The 26069-nt window shown below is 66.0% G+C and carries 22 protein-coding genes; 11 read left to right on the top strand and 11 right to left on the bottom strand.

Annotated elements, in window-relative coordinates; translation table 11 throughout:
* Window positions 1-61: 61 nt before the first annotated feature.
* Both GO608_RS11960 and GO608_RS11955 read right to left on the bottom strand, forming a co-directional pair.
* Complete coding sequence (locus GO608_RS11960) at window positions 62-481, bottom strand: CopD family protein (protein WP_169199098.1); 420 nt, start codon at window positions 479-481, stop codon at window positions 62-64.
* A complete protein-coding gene (locus tag GO608_RS11955) occupies window positions 481-1368 on the bottom strand; it encodes an SDR family oxidoreductase (RefSeq protein ID WP_169199097.1) in 888 nt (295 codons plus the stop codon). Before GO608_RS11955 ends, GO608_RS11960 begins: the two co-directional genes overlap by 1 nt.
* Before the next feature lie 21 nt (window positions 1369-1389).
* On the opposite strand from GO608_RS11955, the gene GO608_RS11950 reads away from it, so the two are divergent.
* The 4 genes from GO608_RS11950 (at window position 1390) to GO608_RS11935 (ending at window position 7912) form a co-directional block, all read left to right on the top strand.
* Window positions 1390-2415 carry a CDP-6-deoxy-delta-3,4-glucoseen reductase gene (locus GO608_RS11950; protein ID WP_169199096.1) on the top strand — a complete coding sequence of 342 codons (1026 nt, stop codon included), beginning with the start codon at window positions 1390-1392 and terminating at the stop codon, window positions 2413-2415.
* Between the two features lie 4 nt (window positions 2416-2419).
* The gene (locus tag GO608_RS11945; protein WP_169199095.1) at window positions 2420-3556 is read left to right on the top strand and encodes an EAL and HDOD domain-containing protein; all 1137 of its coding nucleotides are present in this window, start codon (window positions 2420-2422) and stop codon (window positions 3554-3556) included.
* A 153-nt stretch (window positions 3557-3709) separates the two neighbouring features.
* On the top strand, window positions 3710-5704 hold the full coding sequence (locus GO608_RS11940; RefSeq protein WP_169199094.1) for an ATP-binding protein: 1995 nt from the start codon (window positions 3710-3712) through the stop codon (window positions 5702-5704).
* Window positions 5705-5755: 51 nt separating this feature from the next.
* Window positions 5756-7912 (top strand): putative bifunctional diguanylate cyclase/phosphodiesterase, encoded by a 2157-nt coding sequence (locus tag GO608_RS11935; protein ID WP_169199093.1) that lies wholly within the window; start codon window positions 5756-5758, stop codon window positions 7910-7912.
* An 81-nt stretch (window positions 7913-7993) separates the two neighbouring features.
* Here GO608_RS11935 and GO608_RS11930 read toward each other — a convergent pair whose 3' ends face one another.
* Entirely contained in the window at window positions 7994-8302 is a 309-nt protein-coding gene (locus GO608_RS11930; protein WP_169199092.1) for a c-type cytochrome, read from the bottom strand.
* A gap of 401 nt (window positions 8303-8703) precedes the next feature.
* On the opposite strand from GO608_RS11930, the gene GO608_RS11925 reads away from it, so the two are divergent.
* Window positions 8704-9057, top strand: coding sequence for a hypothetical protein (locus GO608_RS11925; protein WP_169199091.1), 354 nt, complete (start codon window positions 8704-8706; stop codon window positions 9055-9057).
* A gap of 48 nt (window positions 9058-9105) precedes the next feature.
* Here the strand turns inward: GO608_RS11925 and queF are convergent, their stop codons facing one another.
* On the bottom strand, window positions 9106-9957 hold the full coding sequence (gene queF / locus GO608_RS11920; RefSeq protein ID WP_169199090.1) for an NADPH-dependent 7-cyano-7-deazaguanine reductase QueF: 852 nt from the start codon (window positions 9955-9957) through the stop codon (window positions 9106-9108).
* A 161-nt stretch (window positions 9958-10118) separates the two neighbouring features.
* Window positions 10119-11573: a TolC family outer membrane protein gene (locus tag GO608_RS11915; RefSeq protein ID WP_169199089.1), complete on the bottom strand. Its 1455-nt coding sequence runs from the start codon at window positions 11571-11573 to the stop codon at window positions 10119-10121.
* Between the two features lie 235 nt (window positions 11574-11808).
* On the opposite strand from GO608_RS11915, the gene GO608_RS11910 reads away from it, so the two are divergent.
* The gene (locus GO608_RS11910) at window positions 11809-12495 is read left to right on the top strand and encodes a transglutaminase-like cysteine peptidase (protein ID WP_247003091.1); all 687 of its coding nucleotides are present in this window, start codon (window positions 11809-11811) and stop codon (window positions 12493-12495) included.
* Window positions 12496-12538: 43 nt separating this feature from the next.
* On the top strand, window positions 12539-14491 hold the full coding sequence (locus GO608_RS11905; RefSeq protein WP_169199088.1) for a bifunctional diguanylate cyclase/phosphodiesterase: 1953 nt from the start codon (window positions 12539-12541) through the stop codon (window positions 14489-14491).
* Here the strand turns inward: GO608_RS11905 and GO608_RS11900 are convergent, their stop codons facing one another.
* The 6 genes from GO608_RS11900 to GO608_RS11875 form a co-directional block, all read right to left on the bottom strand.
* The gene (locus tag GO608_RS11900) at window positions 14492-15715 is read right to left on the bottom strand and encodes a glycosyltransferase (RefSeq protein WP_169199087.1); all 1224 of its coding nucleotides are present in this window, start codon (window positions 15713-15715) and stop codon (window positions 14492-14494) included.
* A 73-nt stretch (window positions 15716-15788) separates the two neighbouring features.
* The gene (locus GO608_RS11895) at window positions 15789-18704 is read right to left on the bottom strand and encodes a retention module-containing protein (protein ID WP_169199086.1); all 2916 of its coding nucleotides are present in this window, start codon (window positions 18702-18704) and stop codon (window positions 15789-15791) included.
* Between the two features lie 211 nt (window positions 18705-18915).
* The gene (locus GO608_RS11890; protein WP_011236823.1) at window positions 18916-19260 is read right to left on the bottom strand and encodes a hypothetical protein; all 345 of its coding nucleotides are present in this window, start codon (window positions 19258-19260) and stop codon (window positions 18916-18918) included.
* A gap of 3 nt (window positions 19261-19263) precedes the next feature.
* Window positions 19264-19887, bottom strand: a complete 624-nt coding sequence (locus GO608_RS11885; protein WP_169199085.1) for a LuxR family transcriptional regulator — start codon at window positions 19885-19887, stop codon at window positions 19264-19266.
* Complete coding sequence (locus GO608_RS11880) at window positions 19884-21302, bottom strand: HlyD family type I secretion periplasmic adaptor subunit (RefSeq protein WP_169199084.1); 1419 nt, start codon at window positions 21300-21302, stop codon at window positions 19884-19886. The genes GO608_RS11885 and GO608_RS11880 overlap by 4 nt, the downstream gene beginning before the upstream one ends.
* Window positions 21302-23485 carry a type I secretion system permease/ATPase gene (locus GO608_RS11875; protein ID WP_211159445.1) on the bottom strand — a complete coding sequence of 728 codons (2184 nt, stop codon included), beginning with the start codon at window positions 23483-23485 and terminating at the stop codon, window positions 21302-21304. The genes GO608_RS11880 and GO608_RS11875 overlap by 1 nt, the downstream gene beginning before the upstream one ends.
* Before the next feature lie 232 nt (window positions 23486-23717).
* Here GO608_RS11875 and GO608_RS11870 point away from each other — a divergent pair, with 232 nt between their 5' ends.
* The 4 genes from GO608_RS11870 to GO608_RS11855 are packed head-to-tail and all read left to right on the top strand — an operon-like array spanning window position 23718 to window position 26057.
* Window positions 23718-24170: a Fur family transcriptional regulator gene (locus GO608_RS11870; RefSeq protein WP_169199082.1), complete on the top strand. Its 453-nt coding sequence runs from the start codon at window positions 23718-23720 to the stop codon at window positions 24168-24170.
* Window positions 24167-24427 carry a hypothetical protein gene (locus tag GO608_RS11865; RefSeq protein ID WP_169199081.1) on the top strand — a complete coding sequence of 87 codons (261 nt, stop codon included), beginning with the start codon at window positions 24167-24169 and terminating at the stop codon, window positions 24425-24427. Before GO608_RS11870 ends, GO608_RS11865 begins: the two co-directional genes overlap by 4 nt.
* Entirely contained in the window at window positions 24424-25191 is a 768-nt protein-coding gene (locus GO608_RS11860; protein ID WP_169199080.1) for a metal ABC transporter ATP-binding protein, read from the top strand. Before GO608_RS11865 ends, GO608_RS11860 begins: the two co-directional genes overlap by 4 nt.
* The gene (locus tag GO608_RS11855; protein WP_169199079.1) at window positions 25188-26057 is read left to right on the top strand and encodes a metal ABC transporter permease; all 870 of its coding nucleotides are present in this window, start codon (window positions 25188-25190) and stop codon (window positions 26055-26057) included. The genes GO608_RS11860 and GO608_RS11855 overlap by 4 nt, the downstream gene beginning before the upstream one ends.
* The last annotated feature ends 12 nt before the right edge of the window (window positions 26058-26069 follow it).

Raw genomic sequence — 26069 nt, 5'->3', positions numbered from 1 at the left:
GCGTCTCGGAGAGGCACGGGCGGCAAAACGGCGCGGGCCGCCTCGCCGCCGGCAGGGTACGTCAGAACGGCCTCAACACCGCGAGAAAGACGACTGCGAACAGCACCAGCACGGGTATTTCATTGAACACCCGGAACCAGACATGGCTGCGGGTGTTGCGCCCGGCCGCGAAATCACGCATCAGCCGGCCGCAGTAAAGGTGGTAGGCGATCAGGAAAACCACCAGCAGCGTCTTGGCGTGCAGCCAGCCGGCGTTGCCGAAACGGTCGCCGAAGCCGAACCACAGCCAGAAGCCGAGCACGACCGCGAGGATGCCGAGCGGCGTCATGAACCGGTAAAGCTTGTACTCCATCAGCGCGAGGCGCTCGCGCGTCGCTGCATCGTCGACCATCGCATGATTCACGAACAGGCGCGGCAAATAGAACAGCCCCGCGAACCAGCTGACGACGAACGTGATATGCAGCGCCTTGACCACCAGCATCAAATGTTTCCTCCGCGATCGTTGAGTGCCGCGGCGAACCCTTCGCGCACGGTCGGGTATTTCAGGCGTACGCGCAATTCGCGCCGGATGCGCTCGTTCGACAAACGGCGCGACTCCGACATGAACGACAGCGCCATCGGCGAGAGTGCCGCGGCGATGTCATCCCGGCTCATGCGCGGCTGCCGCGGGACGCCAAAAAAATCCGCGGCGAAGTCGAAATAGTCTCCCATCTTCATGCTCGTATCATCGACCGCGTTATACACCCGCCCCGGTCGCCCGCGAAAGATCGCAAGACAGGCGAGCTGCGCGAGGTCATCGGCATGAATGTGGTTGGTATGCACGTCCTGCGCGGCCAGCAGCACCGGCTCGCCGCGCTGCAGACGGGCGAGCGGCAGGCGGTCGGCAGCGTAAATGCCCGGCGCGCGCAGGATGCTGACGGCGACTGCGCAGCGGCGGCCGAAACGCCTCAGGCGGCGTTCGGCGTCGACCCGGCGCCGTGCCCGATCCGTCCGCGGCACGCAACGGCTCGCCTCGCCGACCCAGGCGCCGCCGCAGTCGCCATAGACGCCCGTCGTACTAATGTATATGACCCGCTGTGGTAGACTCGGCCGCTGCGCCAGCGCTGCCAGCAGTGCTGCGGTACGCGGGTCCTGGACGCCGTGTGCGGGCGGCGGGGCGAAATGCAGGACTACGTCGGCGATCCCGGCCAGTCGTGCAAGACTGCGCCGGTCGTCGAGATCCGCGAGCAACGGCATCGCGCCGCGGGAGCGGAGCGCGGCGCACGCGGCGAGGCTGCGCGTCACGGCATACACGCGGAAGCGTTTCGCCAGCCACGGAATCGCCCGCATGGCAACGTCACCGCTGCCGACGATCAATATTCTCTTCATGTTTTAATTATCTCACGCCCGATGCCGTTCCAGATTTCACTCGAGCCTGACGGACAGCGCTTCACCGCCGAAGACGACCAGACCATTCTCGACGCGGCGCTCGCGGCCGGACTGCTGCTTCCACACGGCTGCCGCGACGGGGCGTGCGGCGCATGTAAGGGGCGGGTGCTCAGCGGCGAGGTGGACATCGGCCAGGTTTCGGCGAGCGCCCTGCCCGACGCGGAGCGCGCCGCCGGCCTCGCGCTGTTCTGCCGCGCCCGCGCCCGCAGCGACCTCGTCCTCGAAGCGCGCAACGTGCGCCGCGCCGGCGACATCCCGGTCAGGAAGCTGCCTTGCCGCGTGCAGCGCCTGCGCCGCGTCGCTCACGACGTGATGATCGTCGAGGTGAAGCTGCCGACCAGCGAGACTTTCCGCTTCCACGCCGGCCAGTACATCGACTTCATCCTCGCCGGCGGCGGCCGCCGCAGCTTCTCGATCGCCAATGCGCCGGAGGATGCCGATCACCTCGAACTGCACGTCCGGCACGTGCCCGGCGGACAATTCACCGACCACGTGTTCAACACGATGAAAGAGCGCGACATCCTGCGCTTCGAAGGCCCGCTCGGCAGCTTCGGCCTGCACGAAGGCGCCACCGAACCGGCGCTGCTGATCGCGGGCGGCACCGGGTTCGCGCCGATCAAGAGCATCGTCGAGCACGCGATCCGCACCGGAGAACGACGTCCGATGACGTTGTATTGGGGCGCGCGCGACCGCGCCGGTCTTTACCTCGACGACCTGGCCCGCTCCTGGGAATCGTCGCTGCCCGGCTTCCGGTACGTTCCGGTCCTCTCCGAACCCGGCCCGGGCGACTCGTGGAACGGGCGGACGGGCCTCGTCCACCACGGCGTGATGCAGGACTTCCCCGATCTCTCCGCCCATGAAGTGTATGCCTGCGGCGCTCCGGCGATGATCGACGCGGCGCGCCGAGATCTCGTCGCCGAGCGTCACCTGCGCGCAGAAGCTTTCTTCTCCGACGCCTTCACTTTCGCTTCCGACGCGGGTCGCTGAAACCATGGCCGACACCGCCTTTCTCACGCGTGAACCGGTCGTTAACCGCAACCGGGCGATTACCGCGAACCGCCTGATTGCCCATGGCCCGCATATCGCCGCCGTGGTGGAAATGCTCAACGGACTCGGCGAGACGTGGCCGACCCATCACCCCGTTTTCCTCTGCCTCGGCAAACTCGTGCCGACGCCAGAGCTGATGAAATGGCAGGCGCCAACGAACGCGATGATCGAGATCCCGGTGCAGGCCCTCGCCCATCCGCAGACCCAGGCCTTGCTGCCGCAGCTGCGCGAAGCCGGCGTCAGCGTGTGCCTGAGCTGGTTCTCGCCGGGAACGCCTGTGCCGGCCGGCTACGACTGGCGCTTCGTCCTGATGGACAGCAGGAAGCATCAGCTGCCTTCGGGTTCGCCCGGCATTGCCCTCGCGTGGGGACTGGCGAATGTGGACGCCTTCGGGCAGGCTATCCAGTCGGGCTACGACGGCGCTTCCGGCTGGTTCTTCCTGCACGGCAACCAGCCACCGAAGCAGCTGTCGCCGGCGCACGCGCAACTCGTCCGGCTGATCGGGCTCGTGCGCAACAACGCCGAGCTCTGCGAGATCGAGGCCGTGCTGCGCCAGGACGTGGCGGTTTCCTACAAGCTGTTGCGCTACATCAACTCCGCCGGATTCGGGCTGATGTGCGAGATCCAGTCCTTCCGCCATGCGGTCAGCATCCTGGGCTACGCAAAACTGCACAAATGGCTGTCGTTGCTGCTGGTTACCGCAAACCGCGATCCGGGTGCGCCAGCGATGATGCAGACATCGATTTCGCGTGGCCGCTTCATGGAGGAGATCGGCGCGTCGTTCTTCGACAAGTCCGAGCGTGACAACCTGTTCATCACGGGCGCATTTTCGCTGCTCGACGTCATGCTCGGGACGTCGATGCACAGCCTCCTCGAAGAGATGAGCCTTCCCGCCGCGGTCAGCGACGCGCTGCTTCTGGATCAGGGCGCCTATGCGCCCTTCCTGAAGCTGGCGAAAAAGTGCGAAAGCTTCGACCCTGCGGCGTTGCAGAAGCAGGCGGCGGAACTGCAGATCGCTCCGGAGCAGATCAACCGCGCGATCGTCGGCGCGCTGGGCTTCGCGGACAGCCTGCAGGTCTGAAACGGCTCGCCTCCGACGACCCTCCTGGCGACCGCCTCCGGAGATGCAATATCTGGCATGCGGCATTCATTGCCGCAGGCATTCGGTCACATCGCGCGCAGCGCGTCGCACCTAGAATGCGCCATCGTCCCGACAAAAGCGCCCGGTCACCCGATGACGGTCCTGTCCGAGCAAGGCCTCTTCTCCTTCCGTTCTTTCGCCCCGCTGGCCGAGCACCGGGAGGATGCGCTGCGGCTGCTCGCTCCCGACGCACCCGACTGGGACGAGCTCGCGTCGCTGATCCTGCGCGATCCGGCCCTGCTCTGTTCGATTTTCGTCGCTGCCCCGCTGCCGCCGCGCCAGCGCCTCGCCTCGACGCTGCGCGTCGAACTCTCGCAGCGGCTGCAGGTCCTCGGTGCGAGCGTGCTGCGCGCCTGGCTGCTGCAGCTCGCCTGGAACGCGGCTCCTGTCGAGCGCGATGCCCGCCTGCGCTCCGGCCACGCCCTGATGGTGGCCGAATGCGCGCTCCATCTCGCGCTGGAAACGCGCTACCCGTACCCCGATGAAGCCTATCTCGCTGGATTATGGCACTCGTTCGGCGCGGTCGTCGCCCCACAGTGCGGGCTCACCGGCCCGCTTGCCGACGCGCTGGCATTCGACCATCCGCTGGAAGAAGCCGCCCTGTCCGCCCATCCGCTCGTGCTCCTGCTGCGCACGGCGCGCCGACTCGCCGGCGAGGGTTGGGAACAGGAGCTGCCAAGCCTAGCGCAGAGATGCGGCTTGACCGTCGAAGCGCTCCTGAGCCTGCGCACCGACGTTGGTTTCCTGGTGCGGCAGTCCTCGACCCGGCAGGCGCTGACCGACGGAATGGCTGATGAGCCGGGTGACGAACGGACGGGCAGCGGCGCACCGCGTGTTGCCAGGTCGGCAGCCTCTTGCGGATCGGGTCTTGATCCGGTGCTCGACACGGCGCTGTCCGGACTCCTGCGCACTGCCTTCTTCGACCTCGACCCGCAACGCGTCGCCGAGCGCCTGACAATGGCGCTGCGCCTGCTGTGCGGAAACCATGCGGAGGCGGTGTTCGTGGTCGCTGCCGACGGGCACGGCATCCTCCAGGCGCTGCCGCTGGGCGCGGGGCAGGACATTGCGCAACCGTATGGCGAATTGGGACTGCGCCTCGAGGACGAAAGCAGCATCATCGCGCTGGCGGCCCGCACGGCGAGCCCTACGTCATGTTTCCTGCGTCCCGGCATTCCCCCCCGGAGCGTCCCCGACTGGCACATCGTGCGCTGGCTCGGCCGGGAAGGGATCCGCTGCGTGCCCCTGGGATTGAAGGACGGCACAGGGGTTGCCGTCATCGCGGCCAACGAGCTCAGCCCGCTGCCGCCCGCCGTCGCCCGCGTCGTGGCGGCACTCGCGACCGCTGCTGCGCGGGCGTTGCGCGATCTCAGCCAGCGGCAGAGGGCTCGCGCTGAAACCGAAGAACGCATCGAGGCGCATCATCGCGAACATGTCCGACGCATCGTCCACGAAGCGCGCAGTCCTCTCACCGTCATCAAGAGTTATCTTGGCCTCGTCGCCCAGCACCATCCGGGCGTCACAGGACTCGCCGGAAAAATGGACGCGTTGCACGGCGAGATTGACCGCATCACCGACCTTCTGGAGCGGGCAGCCCGCCCTCCCGTTGCCGAACCCGAACCCGCGCGCTGCCGCATCCCCGAGCTGCTGCAGGAACTCCAAGGCCTGTACGGCGAGTCCCTGTTCGCCCGGCGCGGCATCCATTTCGAGTTGCGCGCCGCAGCCGCGCTGCCTGCCGCTGCAATCCCCGGTTCGGCACTGCGCCAGGTGCTGTTGAACCTGTTCCGCAATGCCGCCGAGGCCCTCCACCCCGGAGGCCGCTTCTCGGTCGCCGTTCCCGGCCAGGTGCTTGCGAACGGCAGGCAATGCCTGGAAATCCGCCTGATCGACAACGGGCCCGGCCTGCCCGCGGAACGGCTCGCGAATCTTTTCAGTCCGCGCCCGAGCGACAAAGGCAGCGGACACGACGGCATCGGCCTGTCGATCGTCCAGGAAATCCTCGAGCAATGGCACGGCCTGATTCTTTGCCGCAGCCAGGCCGGGAGCGGCACCAGCTTCCAATTGTTGTTACCTCTGGATACAAATGCCTGAACTGAGGCATTATTGTCCGTCCAGCGAATGCATTGATCGGATCGGAGAACCATGGCTATTCCGGCAGAAGAGCCTTTCTATGACAGTGCATCCGACTCTCGGACGGATTGCGCCTCGGCGCGCATCCTGGTCGTCGATGACGACGCACCGCTGCGGCGCGCCCTGCCGCATCTGCTCGCAAGCGAAGGGCGCAGCTTCGACGATTGCGCCAGCGTCGCCGAAACAATCGCACGGCTGCGCGACACGCAGTACGACCTGATCCTGCTCGACTACCGCCTGCCCGACGGCACCGGTCTTGCCGTGCTCGACTGGCTCGCGAGCCGTCGCCGCAGCGAAGCCGTGATCATGATTTCGGGCGAAGATGCGATCGACGCCGCGATCGGCGCGTTGCGACGCGGGGCGGACGACTTCGTGCGCAAGCCCTACCATGTCGCGCAGCTGCAGCGCGCGGTGCACGGCGCGCTGCACAAGACGGCGCTGGAGCGCGCGAACCAGGCGATGAGCCGGCGCCTGCGCGCGTCCGAACGACTGCACCGCTATCTCGTCGAGAGTTCGCCGGACCTGATCTTCACGCTCGATACCGCCGGTCGCTTCAGTTACCTCAACCCGCGCGTCGAAAACCTCCTCGGATTCGAGCGCGACCAGCTGATCGGCACTCCGTTCCTGTCGCTCGTGATGCCGGAAGACGCGGAGCGCATCGAACGCCTGCTGGAGGCGGAACAAAAGGGGGCTGATGCTGCCTTTTCCGTCGAACTGCGCCTGCGCCGCCCAATGCACGCCGGAGCCGGATACGTCACCGTGGCGCTGCAGGCAACGCCGATGCTCGCCGCGAGCCCCGACCGGCGTCCCTGCGGGCTCTACGGCGTCGCGCGCGACATTTCCGAGCGCAAGCGCGCCGAAGAAATCATCACTTTCCAGGCCTATCACGACCAGCTCACCCAGCTGCCGAACCGGGTGCTGTTCAAGGACCGGCTCGAGCTGGCGATCGTCCAGGCGCAGCGCCAGCGCGGCATGCTCGCCGTGATGTTCATCGATGTCGACCGCTTCAAGCTGGTTAACGACAGCTACGGCCACGCCGAGGGCGACGCGCTGCTGCGCGGTATCGCAGCGCGCCTGTCCGCTGCACTGCGACGCGGCGACACGCTGGCGCGCCTCGGCGGCGACGAGTTCACCGTCCTGCTTCCGGACATCGGCCACGCCCGCGATGCCGAAACTGCTGCGCGCAAGATCCTCGAGGCGCTCGATACGCCGTTCACGCTCGGGCATGGCGAGTTCCGCGCGACGGCCAGTGTCGGCGTCGCGCTCTACCCGCGCGACGGCGGGACTGCCGAAGCCCTGACGCAACACGCCGACATCGCGATGTATCAGGTCAAGCGTTCGGGAAAAAACGGTTTCCGGTTTTTCGACCCTGAACTCAACCACCACCACCATGACCGCATTACGCTCGAGAACGATCTGCGCGCGGCAATCGACCACTCGCAATTGCAGCTTTACTTCCAGCCGCAGGTCAGCCTTTCGCAACAACGGGTCGTCGGCACCGAGGCCTTGTTGCGTTGGAACCGTCCGGCCCACGGTTTCGTCGCCCCCGATCTGTTCATCCCGCTCGCCGAGGAACTCGGCCTGATCGGCGAAATCAGCCGCTGGGTGTTGAATGAGGCATGCGGGCAACTGGCGCAGTGGCGACAGGCAGGGTTTGCCGACCTGAAGATGTCGCTCAATCTGTCGACGCACGATTTCGAACGGGAGGACATCGTCTCCGCAGTCATCGACTGCCTGCAACGGCACGACATTCCGCCCGGCCGTCTCGATCTCGAAATCACCGAAAGCATGATGATGCAGGATACGGCGCTCGTCGCGCACAAGGTGAGGCAACTGCGCGATGCCGGCCTCGGCATCGCGATCGACGATTTCGGCACCGGTTATTCGGCGCTTGCGTATCTGCAGAAAATCCCCGTCAGCACGCTGAAGATCGACCGCAGCTTCGTGCGCGACCTCGACGGGCCCGTGACGAACCCGATCATCTCGGCAATCACAGGCATTGCGCGTGGCTTCGGGCTGCAACTGATCGCCGAAGGCATCGAACGCCCGGCGCAGGCCGAAACGCTACGCGCTCTCGGATGCGACGTGATGCAGGGCTTCTACTATTCGCGCCCCACTCCGCCAAATGAAACCATCGCGTGGATGACGAGGCCGCCGGCCAGTTTCTGAACTGAGCCCGACGGCCACTGCCTCCTCGAACGGACGCAAAAAAAAGCCAGCTCGCGGCTGGCTTTTCCGACGTGCCACCGATTACTTCTGCGACATCACCCAGGTGGCGAGCAGCTTGGCTTCATCGGCGGTGACTTGCGGGTTCGCCGGCATCGGCACCGGCCCCCACACGCCCGAACCACCTTTCTGGATCTTGTCGGCGAGCTTGGCGACCGCGTCGGCCTGACCGGCGTATTTCTTCGCCACGTCCTGGTACGAGGGGCCGACCAGCTTCTTGTCGACCGCATGACAGGCGAGGCAATTCTTGGCCTTGGCCAGTTCAGCGGAGGCGAACGCCGGAGCGGCGGACAGCAGGCCAGCGGCAACCGCGGCGGCAACGAACAGTTTCATGCTCTTTTCCTCATCAGGGGTGGTGTAAAAAGGTGGCCGGATATTAAACCAGCGACCCGGATTTGACTATGGCGCAACACTGTTGCGCGATCTCGGTTCAAGTCTCGCCAGCGCTTTACCCGAATCCAAACAATCAACGCCCCGGTCCCGGTTTGCGTTGACGTCGACTTTCCTGCCCGGAATGCAGAGCATGCGGCGCAGCGTCCCCGCGGGGAATGTTCTCCTCGCTTGGAACTGTTCGAGGCGAGAAACGCTCCCCAGCATAAGGCAGGCTCATAACACCGGACGAGACACGCGCCGGCAGGGATATTGGCAGTGGCCCGACCGAAATACGCCTGCGCAACGGTCTCGCGCAAGCCGCGTCATCCCGTATGTTGCGGCCAGGGACGAAGGGGCGACTCATGAGTGTTGGCGACCAGCAATCGGACTTCTCCCGGCCCCGCGAGCCGCTGTGGCGTCTGGCCTACCGTTTTCTGTGGCCGTTCCAGTATTTTCGCGACGTCACGCGTGGCAGCCGCTTCGAGCGCCAGCAGAACTACCGCCACAACCGCGCGATGCGCGTGTATCTGCCCGGCTTCATCATGAAATGGGTGATCCTGACGGGGCTGTCCTACAGCGCCGGAGGTGCGCTGTGCCACGTCGGCGCGGACGTTCTCGCGGCCGGCTGCTTCGTCGTCGCGTGCTGGGCGCTGATCGTCGTCGTGCTGCTCGGCGTCGATTGGCTGTGGCTCGGGCGCTTCACCGACCTGTATTAGCGGCGAGCGGTGCGCTGCGGCATCGGGCGGCCCGGAAAGCGTGCGGATTTATTGCCGCACTTCGGCGACATTGTCGAACTGCGTGAAGTGGCCGGTCGAGCGGAAGGGATTGATGTCGAGCCCGCCGCGCCGCGTGTAGCGCGCCCAGACTGCCAGATGTCGCGGCGCACAGCGGCGCAGCACATCACAGAAGATTCTTTCGACACATTGCTCGTGGAACTCGTTGTGGCTGCGGAACGAGACGATGTAGCGCAGCAGGCCCGCGCGGTCGATCGGCGGACCGATGTAGCGCACGACGACGGTCCCCCAGTCGGGCTGGCCGGTGACGAGACAGTTGGATTTCAGCAGATGCGAATAGAGCGTCTCGCTGACTTCGTCGGCACTGAAGTCGGTTTGCAGGAAAGCAGGGTCGGTCTGGTAGGTGTCGATCTCGATGTCGATCTCGTCGAGCAACACACCGTGCGGGTAGCCGAAAACACGCGTCGGCCGGCGCGACAGAATCTCGATCGACACCGCCACTGGCGCGCCCGCTGCGCCGGACAGGTCGCGCGTCAGCGTGTCATGCACGAGCGTCGGATCGACGAATCGGTGCTGGTTGAAAGAGTTCAGGTAGAGCTTCAGCGATTTCGACTCGATCAGGCGCGGTGAGCTGACCGGAACGCGGAACGTGCCAATCGCGGCGACCGGCTTGCCGCGCGAGTTCAGCCATGACAGTTCGTACGCGTTCCACAGATCCTCGCCGACGAAAGGAAGCGTGTCGGGGGCGAGGCCGAGTTCGTCGCGCTTGATCTGCCGCGCGATCGGAAACAGGAGTTCCGGGGCGTAGCTGTCGCGATAGACGACGGACTGGCCCAACGGCGATGCCTCGGCGCCGTGGTCGTGGGTGTCGGAAGGGTTCATGCCGGCGATTGTAAGGGAATTGCCTCCTGCCGGAATCGGTACCTGGATGGCGAGCGCGGATAGCGGTCCGACGCGGGGAGAATTCTCCTTCAGTCGAGGCGCTGGCTGCCGCGGCGGCAGGGACGCCGACAGCAGGCGCGTCCCCGTACGGTTAAAACCGGTCAATTGCCCGGGCGCGTCGTGCCCCCGACGGACCTGATCGCCTCGGACAGCAACGCTTCCTTGTCGATCTCGACGATTGCGGGCGCTTCCGGCGGGCAGACCGTCTGCGGATCGATGCCGCTGCGATCCTGGCCGATTTCTTCGGGCGCCGGCAGATCCTCGCGCGAAACACCGAGAGCTCCCATCAACTGCCCCAGGCCGGTGAGCGTGCGGGCCTGCGCGATAATCCGGTTGTATTGGGCGTTCACGTAGGCGCGCCGGGCCTCGAAGTATTCGTTCTCGGTGTCGAGCAGGTCCAGCAGCGTGCGCTGCCCGATGTCGAACTGCCGGCGATAGGCTTCGCGCGCCTTCTCGATCGAGAGCTGGTGCTGATCGAGATACACGAGCTGCTCGGTCAGCCGTCGCACGTCGTTGTACGCGATCGACAGCGTCTGGCGCAGGTCGCGGCACGCTTTCTCGCGCAGGTCCTTGGCCAGGTCGAGCGTTTCGGCCGCCTGGCGCAGCCGCGCCTGATCTGCGCCCCCGCGGGACAGGTTGTAGCTCAGCACGGCTTCGATTGCGCCATCGCGCGAACGTCCATCGACGCCTTCGAAGTTGTGATCGACCCCTCGGCGGGCCCGCACATCGACGCGCGGGTGGAACGCCGCCTTGCGCGACTCGATCTGGGCCTGTCCGGCGCGAACATTTTCGACCGCGGCGTTCAGCGACGGGCTGGTGACGAAAGCGCTCCGCAGCGCCTCCTGCGCGGTCGGCGGAATCGCACCCACCACGGCGTCGGAGGCAAACCGCTGCGCCTGGGCGGGCGGCGCTTCACCGACGATGCGCAGGTAGCGTGCGCTGACGTCGTGCAGATTGGAGACTTCCGTGAGCAGATTCGACTCGGCCAGCGCCAGGCGCCCGGCGGCCTGCTCGAGATCCACTCTTCGGCCCACACCGGCGCCGGCGCGTTCGGCGATCTGATCGTGGATCTGCTTGTGCTGGACGTAGTTCTCCTGCGCGAGGCGCGTCAGGTCACGGTAGCGCAGCACGTCGCTGTACGCACGCAGCGCTTCGAGCGCCGCGGTCTCGGAGACGTCCCGCAGCTCGTAATAGCGGGTGAGCTTCGCGTAGCCGAGCCGCGACACCTCGCTGCGCGTCAGAAAACCGTCATAGACCATCTGATTCAGCGACAGGCTCACGTGGCGATGATTGAAGTCGTCCGACGACTGCCGCGGGCGTTTCAGCGTTTCGCGCCCTGTGCCGGCAATCAGGTCGACCTGCGGAAAGTAGCGGCCGCGTGCGGCGCCCTGCTCTTCCGCGGCAGCACGGAATGCATGCCACCCCGCCTGCACTTCGGGATTGGCGACCACCGCCTTGCGCGCCGCATCGCGCAACGCCTCCGGGACTTCCGCCACCGCGAACCGGGGCAGCGCAGCCAGGACGGCAACACAGATCACGGCTCCCAAGTTTTTCATGTCATCTCCATAACGGTGCGTGGGTCTCTGCGCGCATCCCGCGAATGCAGGGCGCAGGTGCTTCAATCCGTTTGAATAAATGATATGCGGTTGAATTCGACGGCTCCGCCAACTACGCAACACTTCCCGTCAAATAAGGGCGCGGCACGGCCCCTGCAGCCCCCGGCCGATAGCCGATAATGGCGACGACCGAACCGCCTGCCGTCCGATGCCGACACGCCGCCTTCCGCACGGAATGTTTTCCCGGCCATGCCGACTGGGCAACTCGGCGCTCGTCCGGCTGGCCGGCCTGTGCGTGCTGATCGGCGTCGGGCTCGCGACCGCCGGCGGCGATGCGGATCTCATGGAGCGCTTGGCGGGCGAACGTTTCGGCACGAGCGGCACGGCATCGGTGCGCGCGTGGCGCCAGATGATCGCCGACGCGCTGCCGCTGGACGACCTGGAAAAGCTGCAGCGCACGAATACGTTTTTCAACCGTCGCATCCGCTTCGACGACGACGCGGCGATCTGGGAGGAGGCGGACTACTGGGCAACTCCGCTCGAGACGCTCGGCCGCGAAGCCGGTGACTGCGAGGACTTCTCGATCGCGAAATACATGAGCCTGCGGCTGCTCGGCATTCCGGCCGACAAGCTGCGCCTGATCTATGTCCGGGCGCAGCTCGGCGGCGCGCAAAACGGTCTTTCGCAGGCCCACATGGTCGTCGGCTTCTACCCCTCGCCGCACGCCGAGCCGCTCGTTCTCGACAACCTGATCGGCGAGGTGCGCCCCGCCGGGCGCCGGCCCGACCTGTTGCCGATATTCAGCTTCAACAGCGCAGGTCTGTGGATCGGCGGCGCGACCGCCTCGTCCGCGGATCCGACCACCCGCCTGTCGCGCTGGCGCAGCGTGCTCGTGCGCATGCAGCAGGAGGGCCTGCAATGACAGCCCGCCGTCCGAGCCCGACCCGTCCCGGAGATTTGCAGTCATGTCCCTGATTAAGCAACTGTGGATCGCGATCGCGATCGTGATGTCCCTGTCGCTCGGCGGAAGCCTGGTCGTCAGCACGCTCTCGGCACGGCATTATCTCGAGCAGCAGCTGCAGGTGAAGAATCTCGACAATGCCACGTCGCTGGCGCTGGCGCTGTCGCAGCTGCCGAAAGATCCGGTGACCGTCGAATTGCAGGTCGCCGCCCAGTTCGACGCCGGCCATTACCGCCTGATCCGCCTCACCGGTCCGTCCGGCGACGTCGTGATCGAACGCGAGTACGCCGGCCCCCGCAACGGCGCGCCCGACTGGTTCTCGCGGCTGATTCCGATCGAGGCGCGGCCCGGCGTCGCCCAAGTGCAGGACGGCTGGCACCAGTTCGGCACGCTCACGCTCGAGAGCCACAAACGTTATGCGTACGACGCGCTGTGGGTCGGCACGAAACAGCTGCTGCTGTGGTTCGGCCTCGGCGGCGCCCTGACCGGCCTTATCGGCACGCTGATCATCAAGCACATCACGCGACCTTTGCGGCAGGTCGTCGAGCAGGCGGAGGCGATCGGCGAGCGGCGCTTCGTCACGACACCGGAGCCGGGCACGATGGAGTTTCGCCGCTTGGTGCGTGCAATGAACACGCTGAGCGAGCGGGTGCGCACAATGCTCGCCGACGAATCACGGCGGCTCGAGCAGTTGCGCCGCCAGACGCAGCATGACGACATCACCGGGCTCCTCAATCGCGACCAGTTCATGAACCGCCTGGATTCCGTGCTCGCGCGCGACGACGCGCGTTCCGCCGGCACCTTGCTGATTGCGCGCCTCGGCGACCTTGCAGCGCTGAACCAGCATCTCGGACGCGAGACGACAAACCGCCTGCTGCGCGATATCGCCGCTCAGTATGCCGCGTTCGCCGTGCCCCACGGGGACTGGGAAGCGGGCCGCATCGGCAGCAGCGATTTCGCGCTGCTCGCGCCCGGCCAGCGGGATCCCGCAGCGATCGCGAGCGAGCTTGCGCAGCGCCTGGACACGGCGCTCAACGTCACTGCGGAAGGGCGCGGAATCCGCCTGCCGCTGGCTGCCGGCGCATTTGCGGCAGGGGAATCGCGCTCGTCGTTGCTGGCTCGCGTGGACAGCGCGCTGGCCGTGGCTGAACGCGCAGGGGAACGCGCAATCGAAATCGCCACAGAGAGCACCACCGCCCTGCCTTTTCCCGATCCTCAGGCATGGCGCACCGCGCTCACCGAGTCGCTCGAGCGCAACGACATTCGCCTCGCTCGGTTCCCGGTGCTCGGCCCGGACGGCACGCTGCTTCACTACGAAGCGCCGATGCGTCTGATGCTCGACGGCACTTGGCAGTCGGCCGGCTATTTCATGCCGTGGGTTGCGCGCCTCGGCCTGGCAGCCCGCTTCGATGCTGCCGTCGCACGCCTCGCGATGCGCGAAACCGCCACCAGCGCAACACCGCTGGGAATCAACATTTCCGCCGAATCGCTCGCCGACGCGAGCTTCCGCAGCGAACTGTTCACCCTGCTGCAGGGCAATCCGGCAGCGGCGCAACGACTCTGGATCGAGGTGCCGGAATACGGCGCGCTGCTCCACCAGCCCGAGTTTCGCGCGTTCTGCCTCGCGCTGCGACCGTTCGGCTGCAAACTCGGCATCGAGCATGCCGGTCCGCGCTTCGCCCGCTTGAACGACCTGCACGAGCTCGGCCTTGACTACATCAAGATCGACGCGGCGCTCATTCACGGCATCGACAGCGACGCCAGCAGCCAGGGCTTCCTGCGCAGCCTGTGCACGATCGCCCATTCGATCGGCCTGCTGACGATCGCCGAAGGGGTCGGCACCGAAGCGGAGAAACGCGCGCTGCCCGCTTTCGGCGTCGACGCCATGACCGGGCCGACGATCGAGGCGCCGCAGCCCCTCCAGGCCAGCCCCGCTCCCGGCGCTGTGCGACTGTAATCAGCCGATCAGCTTGCGCCGGCCGATCGCCATGTCGAAGATGCGCAGGTAACTGGCCGCCACGTTGCGGATGTGGAAGCGTTCGTGCGCATCGTGCAGCGCGTTTTCGCCGAGATGGCGGAAATCCGCCGGTGCGTCGATCACCTCCGTCGCGTATTGCACCCACGTCTGAATGTCGTCGTACTTGCACAGCAGGCCGTTGTAGCGATGCCTGATGACCTCGGGGATGAAACAGCGATCGCTGCCGATGACGACTTTCGCGCGGAACAGCAGCTCGAAGAGCCCCCAGTTTGCGGAGCCGAACTGCAACGGATACAGGAAGAGATCCATCGCTTCGACATAGCCGGCGAACTCGTCGTACGACGCGAAATCGACATGCTGGAAAGCCGAATCCTCGCCGAGCGTGATTCCTTCGCGTTCCAGCACGTATTTCATGAACGACTCGGGCCGGTTTTCCTTTTCGAAGCGGTTTTGTAGGAACGCATCTTCGTAACTGTAGAGCACTTTCGGCGCCCCGCAGAAGACGAAGCGGACGTTCTGCCTTTTTTTCAGGATTTCCTTCGCGATCAGGATGAACTGCTCGAACCCCTTCGCCGATGACAGGTCGCGCGCAGCAAAACCGACGTGGAAAACGTCGTCCTTCCGGGCGAAGGTGGCCGGACGGCGGGTGATGTCGAAGCCCTCCATCTGCGCGATCACCTTGTCGTACAGGCACGCCGGAAACATTCCTTTTGCATAGACGCTCGGCACGATCACGAGTTCGCTCTTCAGCACCTGGTGATAGCTGGTCATTTCGAACACTTTGTCGCGATAGGAGGCGTAGTCGGGCTGCGGGTACTTCGCGTCGTAGCCGTGGCGCGTGAACGACGGGAATTCGATATAGGTAATGATCGGGATATCGAATTCGCCGAACAGTTGCAGCGGAAAGCCGCCAGACCCGTGCGCAACGATGACGTCGATGCCGGTACGCGCGAGCAGTTCGGAGATCGATTTCTTGATCAGGAACGAGCGCTGGATGCGGGCTTCGAGATTCTTGGTATAGAAATAGGTATTAGCGTTCTCGGCCGGCACCTGGAACGGCACGAGGTTCGCAATCCTGTCCTTGTTCGCGTTATAAACCGAGGTCGAGCACAGGAACCACGAATGCGCGAGGCTCTCGGCATTCAGGTGCTCGTGCAAGGTCTGAAACTGCCCCAGTCCTTCGTGTATGAAAAGTATGCGCATCGCCACGCTTTCCTGATCCATCCGAAAAAATGGCGGCCCCGCAGGCCCGCCATCGCCGTCACCCCTTGACGCGTCATTCGCCCGAAGGCACGTCGTTCCTCAACATCCGGCTGATTGCGTCCTGATCGAAGGATTCGAATCCGTCGCCGCCGGAGGCACCCGAACCACTCGTTTGTCCGGAGCCTTCGATCAGTGGATCGTCGTCACTGATCACATCGATCGCCGCCAGCTGCTGAATCGGCGAATGACCGGTTTCGGCGGTCATCGTCTCGGTGACGGTCTCGGTGAAGTGGCCGACGGTCACGGTCTCGGTGAATTCGCCTACCGTCACGGTGTCGGTGAATTCGCTCACCGTGATGGTGCTGGTGAATTCGGTCAGCGTGACTGTCTCGGTCGCGCCGGTGATCGTTTCGGTCGCCGTCACTACGGTTTCGGTGACGAAGCTTGCCGTCTCGGTGCCGGAAGTCACGGTTGGGGTCGTGGCTGTGCCGAACTCTTCGATCGTCTGCGTGCCGACGGTCACGGTATCGGTCACGGCTTCGGTCGCCGTCACGTCCACCGTCTCCGTGCCCGTCGTCACGGTTTCGGTCGCGTCTTGCGTCGCCGTCAACTCGACCGTCTGCGTGCCCGTCGTCACCGTCTCGGTCGCCTCTTCGGTCGCCGTCACTTCGACCGTCTGCGTGCCTGGCGTCACCGTTTCGGTCGCGGCTTGCGTTGCCGTCACTTCGACGGTCTGCGTCCCCGCCGTCACGGTTTCGGTGAGGACTTGGGTTGCCGTCACTTCGACCGTCTGCGTCCCCGCCGTCACCGTCTCGGTCGCCGCTTGGGTTGCCGTCACCTCGATCGTCTGCGTCCCCGTCGCCACCGTATCGGTCGCGGCTTGAGTTGCTGTCACCTCGACCGTCTGCGTCCCCGTCGTCACCGTTTCGGTCGCGGCTTCGGTCGCCGTCACCGCAACCGTCTGCGTCCCCGTCGTCACCGTCTCGGTCGCCGCTTGGGTTGCCGTCACTTCGGCCGTCTGCGTCTCCGTCGTCACCGTTTCGGTCGCGGCTTCGGTCGCCGTCACCGCAACCGTCTGCGTCCCCGTCGTCACGGTATCGCTGACAGTTCCGGTAGCGGTAACGGTGACCGTTTCGGTTGCCGTTGCGATGACCGTTTCAGTCACCTGCACGTCCGTTGCAATCCCGACAAGGGGACCCAGTCTGAACGCCCCGCTCACACCGGTAATCGTCAAAGCGGTGTAATCGCCAGGAATGAGCACTTCCCCGCCTGCCGTCAAAATCGTGCCGCTACTGCCGTTAGAGGCCAACCAGTCGAAGCTCGCAGCACCGCCCGTCACAAAGATTTCGAGCGTTACGTCATTGACGGGCACAGGCTGGCCTTCGGCTTCGAAACGGATCAAGAGCGTCTCGTCCGGATTGATGTTGAGGTTATCGATCGCGATATAGCCATTGTTCGCGTTAACCAAGTGTCCCGGCGTGGTCGAAAATATGACCGTCAGCGGAGCATCGGTGACGGAATATTCTCCATTCGGGCCAGCCGCAGTGATCGCGAGATCGGACGTGTCGAGCGAAGTGGTTGTCGTGATCGTTTCGGTGACGTAGGTGCTTGTCACCGTGTCGGTCCCGACAGTCACCGTCTCGGTCGCGGCTTCGGTCGCCGTCACGTCCACCGTCTGCGTGCCCGTCGTCACGGTTTCAGTTACGGCTTCGGTTGCCGTCAGGTCGATCGTCTGCGTGCCCGTCGTCACGGTTTCAGTTACGGCTTCGGTTGCCGTCAGGTCGATCGTCTGAGTGCCCGTCGTCACCGTTTCGGTCGCGGCTTCGGTCGCCGTCAGCTCGATCGTCTGAGTGCCCGTCGTCACGGTTTCGGTCGCGGCTTCAGTCGCTATCAGCTCGACCGTCTGAGTGCCCGTCGTCACCGTCTCAGTCGCAGCTTCGGTTGCCGTCAGCTCGATCGTCTGAGTGCCCGTCGTCACCGTTTCGGTCGCGGCTTCGGTCGCCGTCAGCTCGATCGTCTGAGTGCCGGTCGTCACCGTTTCGGTCGCAGCTTCGGTTGTCGTCAGCTCGATCGTCTGAGTGCCCGTCGTCACCGTCTCAGTCGCAGCTTCGGTCGCTGTCAGCTCGATCGTCTGCGTGCCCGTCGTCACCGTCTCGGTCGCGGCTTCGGTCGCTGTCAGCTCGATCGTCTGAGTACCGGTCGTCACCGTTTCGGTCACGGCTTCGGTCGCTGTCAGCTCGACCGTCTGAGTACCCGTCGTCACCGTTTCGGTCAATGCTATCCCGGTCACCGTTTGCGTGCCGGACGTCACGGTTTCCGTGATGCCGGTGACCGTGATCGTCTGAGTGCTGCCGACAGTGGCCGTCACGATTCCACGCTCCGTCGCAGTGACGACGCCTGTCATCGTTTCGGTCACCACCCCTTCCACGGTGTCGGTGACGACCCCCGTCACCGTGCTGGTAACGGTCAGCGTTTCGGTCAGCGTCGGCGTGACCGTCACCGTCTCGTCGACGACCTGCGCGTTGCCCGTCGGCACCGGCAGCAACTCGTCCTCGGCGAAGAGACTGAAGTCGAACTCGAGCGGGTTCACCTCTTCGACGATTCGCAGCAGGCGCACGAAGTTGTTGCCTTCACCGCCGCCGCCTCCGGAGAGGCCGGCCACGGGGGCCTCGAGTATGTCATCGAGATTTGCGCCTTCATTGATCGCCTTGATGATCAGGTTGACGGTGTCGCCGGCGATGCGGGCATCCTGGGCGTCCGGGCGGGATGCTTCGGTGAGGTCGGCGGCGAGCTTGACGGACTGATTTTCGGCCATGGCGAACAGGTCGCCATCGGGGAGGATGATTTCGACGCGGGCGCCCCCGGCGGTGACGACCGTTTCACCTTCCGTCAGCACGTCCCCCTGACTGAGGGATCGAACCCTGCCTTCGGCGTCACGTGCGTATGCGTTACCGTTGACTGTAATGACGGTTGCGATGAGGCCGGCCATGATTGCTGCTCCTGGAGGATCGAGAGGCGTCGCCGGCACCCCGCCGGCGGCACGACGTCTGCTGTCGACGGATAACGTACGCCGCCCTTCGCGCCGAACCTATTGCACCGGAGGACAAGTGCCGTGAGAAATTTCACGGCCTGATGTAATTACGCCGGCATTATTCCGATGACGACGCCAATCGCCGGGAAACCGGCTGCGAAGAAACCTGTTACAGCACGTCATCGGTCCCGTCGAGCGCCCCTAGCCGGTGCATCGCCTCGCGGGTGCCGCGCCGCTCCATCAGCTTGGCCTGCGCAGCGGGCGGCAGGTCGGTGAAGCGGATCACGGCGCGGTCGATCAGCAGGTCGATCAGGTCTTCGAGCACACGCACCAGCCCGAGGTCGGAAGGGCTGAGCGGATTCGCGGATTCGGTGAGCAGGCCGCAGAAGGCGACGACTTCGGGTTCGTCACCGTTGGCGACATCCCAACCGCCTGATTCGGAGTTGTCGCAGCCGATCGGTTCGCGGCTGGCGGCGATCACTTCGCCTTTGGCGTTGCGCTTGATGAAGATCACCGTTCAGTCCGCAATCGCCGCGCTGCTGTGGGTCGACAGGCGGAGGACCAGCTGCAGCCGGTCGCGCACGCCGAGCTTGTCGAAGATTGCGCCCAAGTGCGCTTTCACCGTCCGTTCCGTGATCCCGAGCTTCGAAGCGATTTCCTTGTTGCTCAGCCCCGCGGCCGTCTCGCGCGCGACTTCACTCTCGCGGGCCGAAAGATTCGCCGGCAACGGACCCCTGCCGGGGGCGGGGAGCGCCCGGGCAGCGGCCTCGACGACTCGCGCCATCAGTGCCGCGCCGACCCACAGACCGCCATGCCGTGCGACGAGCTCGACTTCGCGCAGCATTCCGGGCACCGCCAGCGCGTGGCAATAGCCGCGCGCGCCATGCTCGAGCGCGATGATCGCCTCGTCGACTTCCGGCACCATCGTGACGACGACGAGCGGGGACTGTGGCAGCATGCGATGGAACCGGGCGACCAGCGCCGGCCAGTCGGCATGGGCGGTGGAGACCCAGATGACGTCCAAGGGGAGCGTCGTCGAGAGGACGTCGCCCGCCTTGGTGCACATGCCGTCCGGAAACGCTTCGAGCCAGCGTTCGGACGGGACCACCGCTGCAGAGCAGGCGAAGAGGTTTCGTGTCATCGTTCGGACAGTGCGTTGGCCTTGGCCCGCAGGACGGGCTTCAGCAGGTAGGAGAGGATGGTTTTCTTGCCGGTGAGGATGTCGATTTCTGCGACCATGCCGGGAATGATCGGGAGATCCTCGCCGAGGCTGGATTTTTGCGTGCGCACTCGGACGGTATAGAACGCGTTGCCCTTGTCATCAGTGACAGTGTCCGCACCGATATGCTCCACCGTCGCATCGAGCCCGCCGTAAATCGCGAAATCGTAGGCGGTGAATTTGACGAGCGCCGCCTGTCCCGGGCGCAGGAAAGCGATGTCCTTCGGCTTGACCTGCGCTTCGAGGATCAGCGCGTCGTCGAGCGGGACGATCTCGACGACCTCCCGTCCCGGCTGGACGACGCCGCCGACGGTATTGACGAGCAGGCGCTTGACGGTGCCGCGCACCGGCGAGCGCACTTCGGCATGCTTGACGCGGTCGGCGAGCGCACGGCTGCCTTCCGCCAGGCTGCCGAGCCTGGCCATCGTGTCGGACAACTCGCTGCGCATCTCGTTACGCACGCTCAGCTCGACTTCCTGGATCTTGCGCGTCGCCTCGGCGATCGCCGATTGGATGCGCGAGATCTGCGCAGTCGACTGGTCGCGATCGCCGCGCAGGCGCGACACGTCACGTTCGAGGCGCAGGATATCGACCTCCGACACTGCCCCGGACTTGACCAGCGGCCGAGTGACGCCGAGCTCCTGCATCGCCAGCTGGAACCCGCGGCTCGCCTGTTCGTGGCGCGCGCGCACTTCGTTGAGCTCCTGCTGGCGCTGGGTCAGCTGCTGGCGCGCGATCGACAGCTGGGCTTCCATGCCGGCGACGCTGGACGCGTACAGCAGGCGCTCGTGGGCGGCGATTTCGGGGACCTCGCGCAGCACTTCGTCGGGCAGCGTCAAGGCCGTGCCGTTGGTCAGCGCCTCGAGGCGCGCAGCCTTCGCCTGCAGCGCGAAGAACTGCGAGCGGTTTTCGGCCAGCGACGAGACGAAGCGGGTCGGATCGATGCGCAGCAGCAGCTCGCCCGCGTTGACAATCTGCCCTTCGCGCACCGGCATCTGCTCGACGACGCCGCCGTCCACGGTCTGGATGATCTGGACCTGCGACGACGGGACCACTTTCGCTTCGCCACGGGTGACTTCGTCGACCTGCGCGAAACCCGCCCACAGCAACAGCAGCACGATCACGCTGGCGACGACGCGCAGCAGCATACGGGCGCGCAGTGGTTCCTGCTGCAGGCGCGCCCAGTCGGCGTCGCACGCCCAGTCGAGGCCGTCGTCGGCCGCGGGCGGTGGAATTAGGTGGGCAAAAAACCGTCCGAACAACGGGCGCGCCGGTCGCGCGACCCGCGCCGACACGTCGCCGACGCGCTCGAACGCCCCCCGGCCGTAATCACCCATCACAGCGCCCTCCCGATCCGACCCTGGCGCAGCGCTTCGACGACCTGCTCCTTCGGGCCATCGGCAACGATCCTGCCGCCGTCGACGACGATGATCCGGGTGACGAGATCCAGCAGCGAAGTACGGTGAGTGACGACGATCATCGTCTTGCCGCGCGCAAATGCCCGCAGCCGGCCCTTGAGCTCCTCCTCGCTCGAGCGGTCCATCGACGCGGTCGGCTCGTCGAGCAGCAGGATCGGCGGATCATTGATGACAGCGCGCGCGATCGCGACCCCCTGCCGCTGGCCGCCGGACAACGACACCCCGCGCTCGCCGACCTGCATGTCGAAGCCTTGCGGATGGATATTGACGAACTCGGTGATGCCGGCAGTCGTCGCCGCGCGCAGCACTGCGGCATCGTCGGCGAACGGCGTCGCCATTGTGATGTTCTGCCGCAGCGACCCGTAGAACAGCGTGACGTCCTGGGCGACATAGCCGATATGGCGGCGCAGTTCGGCCGAATCGAGCTGGCGCTGGTCGATGCCGTCGATCAGCACCGCACCCGCCGTCGGACGGAACAGCCCGAGAATGAGCTTCTCGAGCGTCGTCTTGCCCGAGCCGATGCGGCCGAGGATCGCGACGTGCTCGCCGGAGCCGATCTGCAGCGACACGTTGCGCAGCGCTTCGGTCTCCTGGCCCGGATAATGGAAGCTGACGTTGCGGAACTCGATGTCGCCGCGGAACGACTGGCGGCTGATGAACGACGACGCCTCGGGGCGCTCGATTTCCTTCTTCATCAGCGTGTCGAGCGACGCGAGCGCCGTGGCTGCGGCATGATACTGAACCAGCAGTCCGGCGACCTGGCCGATCGGCGCCATCGCGCGCGACGAAAGCATGAAGCACGCGACCAGCCCGCCGACGCTGAGCCGGCCGTCGCCGATCAGGTACACACCGAGAATGATGACCACCACGCTGACGATCTGCTGCACCCACGCGGCACCGTTCGTCGCCGTCGCGGACAGCAGCCGCAACTGCGAGCCGACACGTGCGAGCAGCGCGACACTTTTCTCCCATTTGCGCTGGATCGGCGCTTCCGCGCCGAGCGCCTTGACGGTCTCCATGCCGACCAGCGCCTCGACAAGCGTCGCGTTGCGCTGCGCGCCGGCGCGATAAGTGGTTTCCGCCAGTTCATGCATCCGCCCCTGCACCGCCATCGCGTACACGAGCAGCAGCGCGACGCCGAACAGGAAAGGCAGCACCAGCGGCCACGCAATCCAGCCGATCACGAGCAGGAACAGCAGCGCGAACGGCACATCGATGAAGGCGACGACGGTGGCCGAGCTGATGAAGTCGCGTACCGACTCGAACGCACGCAGGTTCGCAGCGAACGATCCGGCCGACTCGGGACGCTGCTCCATGCGCAGGCCGAGGACCCGCTCCATGATTGCGGCCGAAAGCTTCACGTCGGCGCGGCTGCCGGCAAGATCGACGAAGTAGCCGCGCATCGTGCGCAGGACCACGTCACCGACGAGCACGATCAACATCCCCGCTCCCAGCACCCACAGCGTTTCGACGGCTTGGTTCGGGACGACGCGGTCATAGACGTTCATGACGAACAGCGGCATCGCGACGGCGAACAGGTTGATCGTCAGCGCCGCCAGCAGCACGTCCCGGTACAGCGCGCGATTCTCGGTGATCACGCCCCAGAACCAGTGCTGTCGGCGCGGGGGGCGCACTTCCGGCGCGCGCGCATCGAAGCGATGCGCGGGGCGCACGTAGATCGCATCACCGGCGTAGCGCGCCTCGAGGTCCGTCATCGGGATCTCGACCTCCGAGTCGCCCAGTTTCGGGAACACCACGCGGGCGACGTTGCGCTGCCCATCGCGGCCGATCAACATGCACGAGGACCGGCCGTGGAGCAGCAGGACGACGGGAAACAACGCCTCGTTCAGGCCCTCGAGCGGACATCGGACAATGCTGCTGTTCAGGCCCGCACGCTTTGCCGCGCGTGCAAACAGCGACGGCGGCAGGCGGGAGCCTTCGAGCGGCAAACCGGCAACAGCGGCATCACGCGTCAGGTTGCCGCCGTAGGCGCGCGCAAGCAGCAGCAGGCACTCGAGAAGAGGGTCGTCGGGTACCGGTGCGGCTGCATCGCCGGGTGACGGTTCGGCGCGAGCCGGGTCCGGCTCTCCGGCGGCTCCCATCTCCGCGAGAACGCAGTCACCAGAACGTTCGTCCGCTTCTGCCACGCACTCTCCACCGGGAATACTGGAAACAGGACCGGCAACACCGCGACTTCACGCCACTCGTTGCCTCGAACAAATTGTTACATGACTCTCCATCAGAGGCTCGTGACAGGCTTCTCACTTCAGGGCGGGGGCGCGCCGCTGAAATGCTACAATGTTGCATTAGTGACGCCCTGCTCACGCACCAGCCATGCCCGCCCCGACCCTGCCTTCCGAACAAAGCGCTGCCGCACTGATCGCCGCCTGCGGGGGACGCATCACGCGCACCCGCCTCGCCGTGCTCGGAATCCTGCGTGACAGCGCGCATTCGCTGAGCCATGACGACATCGCGGCGCAGCTGCTTGCGCTCGACGTGCATCACGACCGCGTCACGCTCTACCGCACGCTCGACTGGCTCGTCGAGCAGGGGCTCGCCCATCGCGTCAGCGGGCCGGATCGCGCGTGGCGCTTCAACAGCGGCCGCGACAACGCCGGGGCGCATGCGCATTTCCATTGCGACCGCTGCGGCCACATCGTGTGCCTGGAATCGATCCGCCCGGACGAGAGCCTTGCGCTGCCTGCGGGGTATCGCCCCGAGCGGGCCGAACTCGTCTTTCACGGCACGTGCCCGGACTGCGGCCGGCGGCGGGCCGAGGACGCATGAGTGCCGGCGCACCCGGCACTTCCCGCGACGAACCTGCCACCCCTCCTCCAACGATGAATCCCGCCCACTCTCCGGCCGCCGCAACCGCGCCGCACCACCACATCGCGCACGAGCATGGCCGGCGCGCTCCGCTCGCGCCGCCTTATCACGCCTCGTTCAGCTCGTCGGCGCTCGTGCAGGGGGTCGGCGCCCGGCTTGCGCTCGCCGCCGTCGGGGCAGCGCTGTTGTGGATCACGATCGGCTGGGCGCTGTCATGAAACGCGACACCGAGCTCCCGGCGCTGCGCCTGGAAAACCTCACCCTCGGCTACGACCGGCACCCGGCCGTGCACCACCTCAGCTGCGACATCGCGAGCGGCGCGCTGGTCGCGATCGTCGGCCCGAACGGCGCCGGCAAATCGACGCTGCTCAAGGCGCTGACCGGCGAACTCGCCCCGCTGCAGGGGACTTTTCGGCTGAAGGCCGGCCGCGCAGGCGTCGCCTACCTGCCGCAGCAAAGCGAGATGGACCGCAGCTTTCCGGTATGCGTCTTCGACATGGTCGCGATGGGATTGTGGCGTGACATCGGCGCGTTCGGCGGCCTGCGCCGCGACCAAGCCGAACGCGTGCACGCGGCGCTCGCCGCGGTCGGCCTGTCGGGCTTCGAGTCGCGCCAGATCGGCGCGCTGTCGGGCGGACAGCTGCAGCGTGCGCGCTTCGCCCGGATGATGCTTCAGGACGCGCCGCTGCTGCTGCTCGACGAGCCGTTCAACGCCATCGACACCCGCACCATCGAGGATCTGGTCGCGATCGTCCTCGGCTGGCATGCCGAAGGGCGAACGATTCTCGCGGTGCTGCACGACCTGGAACTCGTGCGCCGGCACTTTCCCGAATGCCTGCTGCTTGCGCGCGAACCGGTCGGCTTCGGCCCGACCGCCGAAGTCCTCACTAGTGAGCGGCTCGCAATCGCGCGTCGCCTCGCGAGCGATTTCGACGACGCCGCGCGCGTCTGTCAGCGGCAACCCGAGCGAGGGGCAGCATGATCGCCGATGCGCTGTTCACGCCGTTCTCCGACTTCGAATTCATGCGCCGTGGCCTCGCGGGCTGCCTCGCGCTCGCGCTGGGCGCGACGCCGGTCGGGGTGTTCCTGCTGTTGCGCCGCATGAGCCTGATGGGCGATGCGATGGCGCACGCAATCCTGCCCGGCGCGGCGCTGGGCTACCTTGCGTTCGGCCTGTCGCTCGGCGCGATGACGGTCGGCGGAATCATCGCCGGCCTGGTCGTCGCGCTCGCTGCGGGGCTCGTCGCCCGCTCGTCGATCCTCAAGGAGGACGCCAGCCTCGCCGCGTTCTACCTGCTGTCGATCGCGACCGGGGTGATGATCGTGTCGCTGCGCGGGCGCAACCTCGACCTGCTGCACGTGCTGTTCGGCTCGGTGCTCGCCCTCGATGACAACTCGCTGCTGCTGATCAGCGCGATCTCGACGCTGACGCTGTTCGCGCTGGCGCTGCTCTACCGGCCGCTGGTGATCGAATGCTTCGATGCCGCGTTCCTGCGCAGCGTCAGCGGCACCAGCCCAGTCGCCCACTACGGTTTCCTGGTCCTCGTCGTGCTGAATCTCGTGAGCGGCTTTCACGCGCTCGGGACGCTGATGGCCGTGGGCATCATGATCCTCCCCGCTGCCGCGGCGCGGCTGTGGGTCAGGCGCCTGCCCGCGATGCTGGCGCTGGCGATCTTGATCGCCCTGGCGAGCGGGATCGGCGGCCTGCTCGCGTCGTTTCATGCCGACGTCCCCGCCGGGCCGGCGATCATCCTCGCCGCCGGAGCGGTCTATCTGCTGTCGCTCGCGCTGGCGCCCGGTGGCATGCTCGGGGTGCGGCTCGAGCGCCGCCCGCATCTCGAATCCTGAACCGCCTTGTCA

It is taken from the genome of Aromatoleum buckelii (assembly GCF_012910785.2).
Taxonomy (GTDB): Bacteria; Pseudomonadota; Gammaproteobacteria; order Burkholderiales; family Rhodocyclaceae; genus Aromatoleum; species Aromatoleum buckelii.
This window is presented reverse-complemented; position numbering and strand designations above follow the sequence as displayed.

What these genes read in the sequence shown, in the direction of transcription:
- GO608_RS11960 (WP_169199098.1), bottom strand. Translation starts at nt 481, where the DNA reads ATGCTGGTGGTCAAGGCGCTGCATATCACGTTCGTCGTCAGCTGGTTC.
- GO608_RS11955 (WP_169199097.1), bottom strand. Translation starts at nt 1,368, where the DNA reads ATGAAGAGAATATTGATCGTCGGCAGCGGTGACGTTGCCATGCGGGCG.
- GO608_RS11950 (WP_169199096.1), top strand. Translation starts at nt 1,390, where the DNA reads ATGCCGTTCCAGATTTCACTCGAGCCTGACGGACAGCGCTTCACCGCC.
- GO608_RS11945 (WP_169199095.1), top strand. Translation starts at nt 2,420, where the DNA reads ATGGCCGACACCGCCTTTCTCACGCGTGAACCGGTCGTTAACCGCAAC.
- GO608_RS11940 (WP_169199094.1), top strand. Translation starts at nt 3,710, where the DNA reads ATGACGGTCCTGTCCGAGCAAGGCCTCTTCTCCTTCCGTTCTTTCGCC.
- GO608_RS11935 (WP_169199093.1), top strand. Translation starts at nt 5,756, where the DNA reads ATGGCTATTCCGGCAGAAGAGCCTTTCTATGACAGTGCATCCGACTCT.
- GO608_RS11930 (WP_169199092.1), bottom strand. Translation starts at nt 8,302, where the DNA reads ATGAAACTGTTCGTTGCCGCCGCGGTTGCCGCTGGCCTGCTGTCCGCC.
- GO608_RS11925 (WP_169199091.1), top strand. Translation starts at nt 8,704, where the DNA reads ATGAGTGTTGGCGACCAGCAATCGGACTTCTCCCGGCCCCGCGAGCCG.
- queF (WP_169199090.1), bottom strand. Translation starts at nt 9,957, where the DNA reads ATGAACCCTTCCGACACCCACGACCACGGCGCCGAGGCATCGCCGTTG.
- GO608_RS11915 (WP_169199089.1), bottom strand. Translation starts at nt 11,573, where the DNA reads ATGAAAAACTTGGGAGCCGTGATCTGTGTTGCCGTCCTGGCTGCGCTG.
- GO608_RS11910 (WP_247003091.1), top strand. Translation starts at nt 11,809, where the DNA reads ATGTTTTCCCGGCCATGCCGACTGGGCAACTCGGCGCTCGTCCGGCTG.
- GO608_RS11905 (WP_169199088.1), top strand. Translation starts at nt 12,539, where the DNA reads ATGTCCCTGATTAAGCAACTGTGGATCGCGATCGCGATCGTGATGTCC.
- GO608_RS11900 (WP_169199087.1), bottom strand. Translation starts at nt 15,715, where the DNA reads ATGCGCATACTTTTCATACACGAAGGACTGGGGCAGTTTCAGACCTTG.
- GO608_RS11895 (WP_169199086.1), bottom strand. Translation starts at nt 18,704, where the DNA reads ATGGCCGGCCTCATCGCAACCGTCATTACAGTCAACGGTAACGCATAC.
- GO608_RS11885 (WP_169199085.1), bottom strand. Translation starts at nt 19,887, where the DNA reads ATGACACGAAACCTCTTCGCCTGCTCTGCAGCGGTGGTCCCGTCCGAA.
- GO608_RS11880 (WP_169199084.1), bottom strand. Translation starts at nt 21,302, where the DNA reads ATGGGTGATTACGGCCGGGGGGCGTTCGAGCGCGTCGGCGACGTGTCG.
- GO608_RS11875 (WP_211159445.1), bottom strand. Translation starts at nt 23,485, where the DNA reads ATGGGAGCCGCCGGAGAGCCGGACCCGGCTCGCGCCGAACCGTCACCC.
- GO608_RS11870 (WP_169199082.1), top strand. Translation starts at nt 23,718, where the DNA reads ATGCCCGCCCCGACCCTGCCTTCCGAACAAAGCGCTGCCGCACTGATC.
- GO608_RS11865 (WP_169199081.1), top strand. Translation starts at nt 24,167, where the DNA reads ATGAGTGCCGGCGCACCCGGCACTTCCCGCGACGAACCTGCCACCCCT.
- GO608_RS11860 (WP_169199080.1), top strand. Translation starts at nt 24,424, where the DNA reads ATGAAACGCGACACCGAGCTCCCGGCGCTGCGCCTGGAAAACCTCACC.
- GO608_RS11855 (WP_169199079.1), top strand. Translation starts at nt 25,188, where the DNA reads ATGATCGCCGATGCGCTGTTCACGCCGTTCTCCGACTTCGAATTCATG.